This is a genomic window from Mycobacterium sp. TH-M103 (assembly GCF_057473785.1).
In genome coordinates this window covers 1-8167 of sequence record NZ_JBYCLG010000213.1, presented here as the reverse complement: position 1 = coordinate 8167, position 8167 = coordinate 1, and the positions used below count along the sequence as shown (strand labels likewise).

At 68.6% G+C, this 8167-nt stretch carries 8 protein-coding genes and 1 pseudogene; 4 read left to right on the top strand and 5 right to left on the bottom strand.

Annotated features, from left to right (window positions below; all coding sequences use genetic code 11):
* The first annotated feature begins 16 nt into the window (after nucleotides 1–16).
* The 4 genes and pseudogenes from AC2VOR_RS12185 to AC2VOR_RS12170 all read left to right on the top strand — a co-directional run bounded on the left by AC2VOR_RS12185 (nucleotide 17) and on the right by AC2VOR_RS12170 (nucleotide 1246).
* Nucleotides 17–292 (top strand): type II toxin-antitoxin system Phd/YefM family antitoxin, encoded by a 276-nt coding sequence (locus tag AC2VOR_RS12185; protein ID WP_369739089.1) that lies wholly within the window; start codon nucleotides 17–19, stop codon nucleotides 290–292.
* Nucleotides 289–545 (top strand): annotated as a pseudogene (locus tag AC2VOR_RS12180) (Txe/YoeB family addiction module toxin). Before AC2VOR_RS12185 ends, AC2VOR_RS12180 begins: the two are co-directional and overlap by 4 nt.
* A gap of 174 nt (nucleotides 546–719) precedes the next feature.
* Nucleotides 720–947, top strand: coding sequence for a ribbon-helix-helix protein, CopG family (locus AC2VOR_RS12175; protein ID WP_369739090.1), 228 nt, complete (start codon nucleotides 720–722; stop codon nucleotides 945–947).
* Nucleotides 944–1246, top strand: coding sequence for a toxin (locus AC2VOR_RS12170; protein ID WP_486963862.1), 303 nt, complete (start codon nucleotides 944–946; stop codon nucleotides 1244–1246). Before AC2VOR_RS12175 ends, AC2VOR_RS12170 begins: the two co-directional genes overlap by 4 nt.
* Nucleotides 1247–1321: 75 nt before the next feature.
* Here AC2VOR_RS12170 and AC2VOR_RS12165 read toward each other — a convergent pair whose 3' ends face one another.
* The 5 genes from AC2VOR_RS12165 to AC2VOR_RS12145 form a co-directional block, all read right to left on the bottom strand.
* Entirely contained in the window at nucleotides 1322–3865 is a 2544-nt protein-coding gene (locus AC2VOR_RS12165; RefSeq protein WP_486963861.1) for an SEC-C metal-binding domain-containing protein, read from the bottom strand.
* A 120-nt stretch (nucleotides 3866–3985) separates the two neighbouring features.
* The gene (lipL, locus tag AC2VOR_RS12160) at nucleotides 3986–5272 is read right to left on the bottom strand and encodes an esterase/beta-lactamase LipL (RefSeq protein ID WP_486963860.1); all 1287 of its coding nucleotides are present in this window, start codon (nucleotides 5270–5272) and stop codon (nucleotides 3986–3988) included.
* A 189-nt stretch (nucleotides 5273–5461) separates the two neighbouring features.
* Nucleotides 5462–6496 (bottom strand): patatin-like phospholipase family protein, encoded by a 1035-nt coding sequence (locus tag AC2VOR_RS12155; protein WP_369739094.1) that lies wholly within the window; start codon nucleotides 6494–6496, stop codon nucleotides 5462–5464.
* A 41-nt stretch (nucleotides 6497–6537) separates the two neighbouring features.
* Nucleotides 6538–7518, bottom strand: a complete 981-nt coding sequence (gene meaB, locus AC2VOR_RS12150) for a methylmalonyl Co-A mutase-associated GTPase MeaB (protein WP_486963859.1) — start codon at nucleotides 7516–7518, stop codon at nucleotides 6538–6540.
* A gap of 79 nt (nucleotides 7519–7597) precedes the next feature.
* The coding region (locus AC2VOR_RS12145; RefSeq protein ID WP_486963858.1) for a cobalamin-dependent protein at nucleotides 7598–8167 on the bottom strand (570 nt) is incomplete at its 5' end.

Sequence of the window (8167 nt, the reverse complement as noted above, 5' to 3'; positions counted from 1 at the left end):
CCCGGGGAGGTTTACGTTGAGCATCAGCGCAAGCGACGCCAGGCGGCGCCTGTTCCCCCTGCTCGAGCAAGTCAACACCGACCACCAGCCGGTGCGCATCACCTCCAAGAGCGGAGATGCGGTGCTCATGTCCGCCGACGACTACGACTCGTGGCAGGAAACCGTCTACCTGCTGCGCTCGCCGGAAAACGCCAGGCGGCTCATGGAAGCGGTCGCCCGCGACAAGGCCGGGCAGTCCGCCGTCGCCAAATCCGTCGACGAGCTGCGGGAGATGGCCGGCGGCGAGGAGTGAGAAGCATCCACTTCGACCCCGATGCCTGGCAGGACTTTCTCTTCTGGCTGGCATCGGACCGCAAGACCGCCCGGCGGATCACCCGCCTGATCGCAGAGATCCAACGCGATCCATTCAACGGGATCGGCAAGCCCGAGCCCTCAAAGGCGAGCTGTCGGGGTACGGGTCCCGCCGCATCGACGACGAGCATCGGCTGGTCTATCGGGCCGTCGACGACGAAGTCAGGATCCTCGTGGCCCGATACCACTACTGACCCCGTAGGGGCGCAAGCCCGTCAGCCGACGGCCACCCCGGGCTGCGCGTAGGGCGCAGCTGCGGTAGGCGAGACTAGGTCGAATCCCTCGGCCACCGAGCCGGCCCAGACCGAAGCCAGGGCACGGACAAAGCCTGGTACGACAGTTGTCGTACTTTTTGTAGGATGTTTGGTATGGCGAAGGATAAAGTTTCGGTGACGATCGACCAGGCTGTACTCGCGGCGGCCGATGCGGACGCCCGGGCGGCTGGGCTGAATCGTTCAGAGATGATCGAACGAGCCCTGCGCAACGAGCATCTCCGAATCTCGCTTGAGGACTACACCACCTACACCGTGCCGACACTGGATATCGACGCCTACGCAGAGAAGGTTTATCGGGCGAACCGGGCCGCTGGCCTGTGATCACCCCCGGCGACATCACGCCACGCCGCGACACCGACCAGGAACTCTACGTAGTCGTGCTGTCCAACGCGATCCACCTCGCAGCCGCTACCGGACGGATCATCACCTGCCCCTTCATTCCAGGTGAAATCCCCAGCGGCACAATGGCTATGACCGTCACGGTGCAGCAACCCAAAGGGGTTGTCCTGCCGGAGCTCGTTCAGTGGTTTCCGCGTGCGGCCCTCGACGAACCGATCGGCAACGTCGGCGGCGCACTACTCGCCGACACGATCGCAACCGTCATCGCCCTCGTTTCCTGACAGCTCGATTTACGCGTCGGCGCTCGCGGCCACCGGGTACGCGACCCGGCCGGGGACAACACGCCCGGCGGCGGATCAATCCAGCCCGAGCGCCGCACGCAGCCGTGCCGGACTCATGGTTCCGGGCCGGCCCGTGTCCGGGGGGAACGAGTCGAGCAGGCGGATCAGGTCCGGGCGCCGGGTCGGATCGTCGGCGCACTGCCGGGGTGTGTGACCAGCCAGGGCAGGGATCGGTTCGTCGAGCCAGGCCGCCTCATAGGTGTGGATCATCTCCTCGAGGGCCGCGGCGAGTGCCGGATCGGCGGCCGCGTCGACGCCTTCCTCGATCACCCCACCCTCTGCAGCGTCGCCGGCGAGCCGCTGGACGTCGCGCAGATCGCCGAGTGGCTCACGGGTCTCGCTAAGCACACTCACCGGCGAATCGAGCGCGCGCACAGCGGCCAGAACCCGATCGAAGCGTTCCACGCTGTTGGCGTGCACGCGGAGCTCGTCGCCGGTGAGCTCCAGGTGCGCCCGAATCCGCTGCATGCCGTCGGTGACGACATGCTCGAACCACGCCGTCGCGTCTCCCGACTGACCCTCCTCGCGTTCGTAGAGGCCGTCGAGCCCGCGGGCCAGCTCGCCCGGGTCGGCGGCGCGCAGCACCGCATCGCACATCGTCAGCGGCTCCCCCTCGGTGTTGAGCAGCACCGGCGGCGCGAATCGCCGCGACAGCGCCGCGACGAGGCCGACCGGATCGGGCTCCTCATCGAGCAGCGCGATCAACCGGTCACGCTCCCCGAGAGAAACCGGCTCCAACCCGCCGAACACCTGCATCGTCTCCCCCGCGGGAACAACTCTGGCGCAATAGAATTCACCGGCCTGGACGTGCATGCTGCCGGCCCGTTCACGCACCTCATGCACGTCGCCGGTGCGCACGTCGCGCAACGTGAACCCCTGCCCCCGCGACACGTCGAGCACTTCGTACACCGACCGCTGCACGAGCAGCCACTGCTCGGCCAGCGACCGCTCGTCGTCGGGCAACAGAAAGCCGCGGGTACCGACGAACTCGGCAAACGCCCCTCCCTCGAACAGCACCACGTCGGCGACCAGCGCATCCCGGAGCCCGTCGACGAGCGAACCGGGCGAGTCCCAGTGCTGCGACCGGGCGGAGGCGGCCTCCAGGAGCAGCGCCACAAAGCGGCCTTCCAACAGATCGATAGCCGCTTTCTGATACAGCCAGGCCGCCCGCTCCTCCAGCGGCAACTGCTCGCGGTTGAGGTGACACACCTTGTATTTACGCCCCGAACCGCACCAACACCGCTGATTGCGGCCAAGGTCGGCACGGGGGGCGGGCCGGAAGCTCTCGAGCACGTGCTGCAAATGGTCGTCGGAGGCTACCCCCGCGCGACGCAGCAACAAGAGCCCCCGCTCGGCGTCCCCCCGATCGCCGGCGTAGCGCGCCAAGTCCCGCAGCGTCAACGGCCACGACGGGTCCAGCGACTCGGCGGCCTGCAGCGCCGCCTCGGCCTTTTCGACATCCCCGAGCGTCTCGTGTGCCTTGGCTTGCATCCAGCGCAAGGCCGGGCGCGCAGCACGCGGGGCCAGCGGCTCGGCGGACTCGGCGAAGACATCCAAGGCCGTCGCCGAGGCCTCGTCGTCCGCGCCGATCTCCGCCAGCGCGGCGGCGGCCACGGCCGGCTCGGCCAGCAACCCCAAAGCGGCGCGCACGCTGATGCCGTCGGGCGCGGCGAGCGCACCTGCCGGGGCGGCTTGCGCGGCGATCTCGGCGAGGTCGGGCCCGCCCGCGTCATCGAGGTGGGCGCGCGCCACGGCGACCACGTCGAGGGTCTGTTCGTGCAGCTTGACGACCGCCAGCACGGCCAGCGCCTCGTCGTCGTCAAGTTCGTAGCGCGCCTTGACCACTTCGAGCCGTTCGGCCAGCCGCGCCGCGGCGAAGTCGCAGTCATCCCGTGCGACCAGATCCCCGTCGTGAGCCAACCCGCTCGCGGCGAGCAGCTCGCTCAGCGGTGCTGCCGGCTCGCGGAAAAGGCCGTCGTCATCGGCGCATACCGTCCACGTCGCGACATCGAGCATCTCGGCCCGGCCGGGCCGCTCGTCGAGCATCGCCGACAGCGCCGCACCGACGCTGCACGAAACCGTCTCCGAGACCCCGACCAGCTCGAACCCGTCCGCCCCGACGCGCACCCCGACCAGGTCACCGGCACCCACACCGAGCGCGGCGAGGCGTCCGGCCGGCAGTAGCAACGCTCCGGCGGGGTCGACTGCTTGCGGGGACACGCCGCGGGCGGCCAGGACCTCGCTGTCCAACATCGGAAACACGTCGCTCAGCGGCGAACCGTCGAAGAGCCGCTGAAAGGTCGCCATCTCCGTCAGGATCGACACCGGCGTCAAGTCGGGCCGCCAGGTGAGGATGTCGTGACTGGCCTCGGTTTCACTGAGGCGATGGGTGAAAATCCTGCCTTCGAGCAAACTCGGGAGCCAGACCCACCTCTCGTCGAGCAACGGCATCACCAACTCGGTGTGTTCGTGGAGAACACCGTCGAGCACTTCCTCGGCGTCGATTCCCAGGTCGACGCCGTCGGCTTCGAGCACGTCCAGCAGATCGTCCTCACTCATTGCACCGTGCGTCGAAAGGGCTTGGCGCACTGCGGCGGCTACCAGATCGTCGGACATCGGAACGAGACTACCCACCCCCAGGTGGGCTGCCAGTACCGGCCTCACGCGGCTGCTCGCGGATCAGCCGACGGCGGCCCCCGGCTGGGAGTAGGGGGCGCCGAACTCGGGCACCGGCGCGAAGCCGTGCTTGCGGGCCTTGGCGGCGGCCTGGCGCATGAGCGCGTAGATCCCGACGAACGCGGCGTGATCGGTCATCACCAACGGTGTCAGCAGCCGGTTGTGCACCAGAGCGAACGCGATCCCGTCGGCGGGATTGGTCCAGCCGACCGAACCGCCCAACCCGACGTGACCGAAGCCCGGCATGATGTTGCCGATCGGCAGGCTGTGGTAGCCGAGGTGGAAAGCCAACGGCACGTAGAGGTTTCGGTCCGGCCACAGGCTCTTACGCCCGGTCAGGGCGGCGACGAGCTCCGGGGACAAGAACCGGATACCGTCGATCTCGCCGCCGTTGGCGATCGCACCGTACATGCGCGCCAGACCGCGGGCCGTCGCCACCCCGTTGGCCGCGGGCATCTCGGCGTCCAGCATCGCGTTGTCGCCCTTGACGACATCGATGATGCCCGGGAAATACATCGAGCGGTATGCGCCGGACATCTCGTTGGCGACCTTGCGCAGCACGAAGTTCGCCACCGGATTGCCGACCATGTTCTGCGGCATGACGATCTCGGCCACCCGCGTCGGCGCTCCGGCCGGCGGCCGGCCCAGGTGCAGCCCGTCGGTGCCCAGCGGCGCGGCGAGCTCCTCGCGGATCAGCGCACGCATGCCCTTCCCGGTCACCGCCCGGCCCAGCCCCGACATCAGCCAGCCGAACGTCAGCGCGTGATAGGCCGACTTGCCCAGCAGGCGCCCCGGCGGCGCCGCGGCCAGCCGCTCCTCCATCGCGATGTGGTCGAGCAGGTCTTCCTGGGTGGCGCCGCGCAGACCCGACAGGCCGGCGGCGTGCCGCATCACGTCGCGCACCGTCAGGTACGCCTTGCCGTTGGCCCCGAACGCCGGCCAGTACTCGGCCACCGGCGCCTCGTAGTCGATCAGCCCCCGGTCGGCGAGGCGGTGGATGACCGTGGCCGCCATGCCCTTGGTCGCCGAGAACACCATCGGGGCGCTGTCCGCCGACCACGGCGTGTGCCCGCCCCGGTCGGACCAGCCCGTCCATACGTCCACCACCGGCTGGCCGTCGAGGTATACCGCCAGGGCGCCGCCGCCGAGCCGGCGCGCCGGGAACATGCTGGCGAAACTGCGAACGACGCAATTGAAATGTGAGTCCGCCGCGCCGGACACGCGATGACCTGCGTCGGGGTCATCGGGGTGGGAGACCCCGCGGCGATCGACTCGTGTTTCCACCGTCACACATTTGAATTTACGTGGATTTCACACCGGTGCGGAGCGAAATATAGATTATTTACCTATCCGTTAGTCGCGTCGCCCGAGATGATCCGCCGGGCGGGCAGCGCAGTGCGAGCGCACGTGCGCCGGAGTCGGCCAAGCGCCCCCGAACTGCGGATTCCCCCGCCGAGCGACGGCCGTGATCGCACCACTTCACTGGGACGGCGCCGTGTTGGGCCACCGGAAGCGCTCGCGATAGGTAGACCAATCCCACGTGGACAGGAAGTCCTGCGCCGCCTCATAACCCTTGTCGAAAAGCTGTTCCAGACGCTGGCGGGACGCGCTGAAGTCGAGCACGCCGACGTCGGTCGATTCGACCAGGATGGCGCGGGAACGGACCCACGGCTGGTTCAGCTGGGTCTGGTCATGACCGACCAGCATGGTGGTGAGCAGGCTCTCCAATAGCGAAGTCTGCTCGAAGAAGCGGAGTGGCCTCAGAGCGGGCATCACTTCACCGATTCCCTCGGCGATTCTGGGTACCACCGTGATCCCGAACGTGGGCCGGCGGGGCGCCTTGCCATCGAGACGGTCGAAGGTGTCGATCGGAAAATTCGACAGCACACCGCCGTCGACCAGGGTGGATGGCCGCCCGGTGGCGCTGACCAGGGTGACCGGTCGGTAGAAGAACGGAATCGCCATCGAAGCGCGCACCGCGTCGGCAACGGATTGTTCATCGGCGTCGAGCCCGTAGAGCCGCCGGTAATCCCATGGCAGCCGCACCAGTTGGGCTGCCGTCACGTCCGCGACGGTGACCACCAGCCTGCTACGGCGCAAGTCCGGCAGGTCATCTTCATCGAGGTAGAGGTCACCGAAAGTCTCGACACCCAGGTTCTTCAGCTCGCTGCGTACCCACTCATGGGCGAAGTCGCCGCGATACATGCTCGTCTCCCGCAGCAGGCCCCAAGCCGCTCCGATGAAAGGGACAGGCGGTGCGTCGCGCCATTTGCTCAGCGGCACCGACAGCGCCAGTTCCTTGATCTCCTGGCTCGTCAGCTGTTCACCCTTGGATGCGGCCGCAAGAACCGCCGCGACGACCGAGCCGCCAGAGACGCCGGACACCCTCTTGAACGAATAGCCGGCATCCATGAGGGCGACGATGGCACCGACCAGGCCGATGAACTTGACACCCCCACCAGAAAGGACGACGTCCGCATGTTTCGGCTCGCGCATCTCGTTGTCGTCTTCCATAACCGCCCTTCCCCTCGCAACGCAGATCAGTCTGATCCCAGTTACTGCGCCATCGCTGCCAGAATCTGCTGGGCGGCCAGCGCCGGCGTCAGCTCCCCCGCCTTGACCCTGCGCTCGACGTCGGCGCGGATCTTGCGCACCGCCGGGTTGGACAGCACCCGGTCCAGCACCGTGTCGCGCACCATCTGCCAGGTCCAGTCGACCTGCTGGGCACGCCGGCGCGCCTCGAACTCGCCGGCCTCGGTGAGCACCCGGCGATGCCGCTCGATCGTGTCCCACAGCTCGGCCAGGCCGGTGCCCTCGGTTGCGCTCATCGTGAGAACCGGCGGCCGCCAAAGAATTTCACCTGCATGGATCAACCGGATCGCCGCGGAGAGCTCCCGCGCGGCCGACCGCGCCTCGGCCAGGTGCTCCCCGTCGGCCTTGTTGACGACCACGATGTCGGCCAGCTCCAGGGCACCCTTCTTGATGCCCTGCAGCGAGTCGCCGCTGCGCGCCAGGGTCAGCAGCACGAAGGTGTCCACCATGTTGGCGACCGCCACCTCCGACTGCCCGACCCCGACGGTCTCGATCAGGATCACGTCGAACCCGGCCGCCTCCAGCAGCACGATCGTCTCCCGCGTCGCCTTTGCCACACCGCCCAACGTGCCCGACGTCGGGGACGGCCGCACGTAGGCGTCATCGTGCACCGCCAGCCGCGCCATCCGGGTCTTGTCGCCCAGGATCGACCCGCCGGTGCGCGTCGACGACGGGTCCACGGCCAGCACCCCCACCCGGTGGCCGCGCTCGATCAGGTACATACCGAGGGCCTCGATGGTGGTGGACTTGCCCGCCCCCGGCACGCCGGTGATGCCCACCCGGTGGGCGCCGCCCGCGTCGGGCATCAGCTCCAGCAGCAGCTGCTGGGCCTGCTCGTGATGGTCGGGCCGAGTCGACTCCAGCAACGTGATGGCCCGCGGCAGCGCTGCCCGGTCACCACCGCGGACCGCGGCGGCCAGCTCCTCGACCGCTTGCGGACTCATCGGCTCGCCGAGCGTGAAGTCACTGCGAGATACGGCGCGATTTTTCGCACTGGCTTCACGCTCGCGGGTGGAAGACGGGTCACTGGCCCAGGTCGTAGCCCAGCCGCTCGGCCAGCTTGTGCAGCAGGCCGATCGCGGCGTCGGCGATCACCGTGCCGGGCGGGAAGATCGCGGCGGTCCCGGCGGCATAGAGCTCGTCGAAGTCGCCGGGCGGGATGACCCCGCCGACCACGATCATGATGTCGGGCCGGCCCACCTGCACCAGCGCGTCGCGCAGCGCCGGCACCAGCGTCAGGTGGCCCGCGGCCAGCGAGGACACCCCGATGACGTGCACGTCGTTGTCGGCGGCCTGACGGGCCACCTCCTCGGGGGTGGAGAACAGCGAGCCGACGTCGACGTCGAAGCCGATGTCGGCGAACGCCGTCGCGATCACCTTCTGGCCGCGGTCGTGGCCGTCCTGCCCCATCTTGGCCACCAGGATCCGGGGCCGGCGGCCGTCGGCCTCGGCGAACTTCTCGACCAACTCGGTTGCGGTGGCGATGTTGGTGGCCTTTCCGGCTTCGTCACGGTAGACCCCGGCGATGGTACGGATCTCCGCCTGGTGCCGCCCGTACACCTTCTCCAGGGCGTCGGAGATCTCCCCGACGGT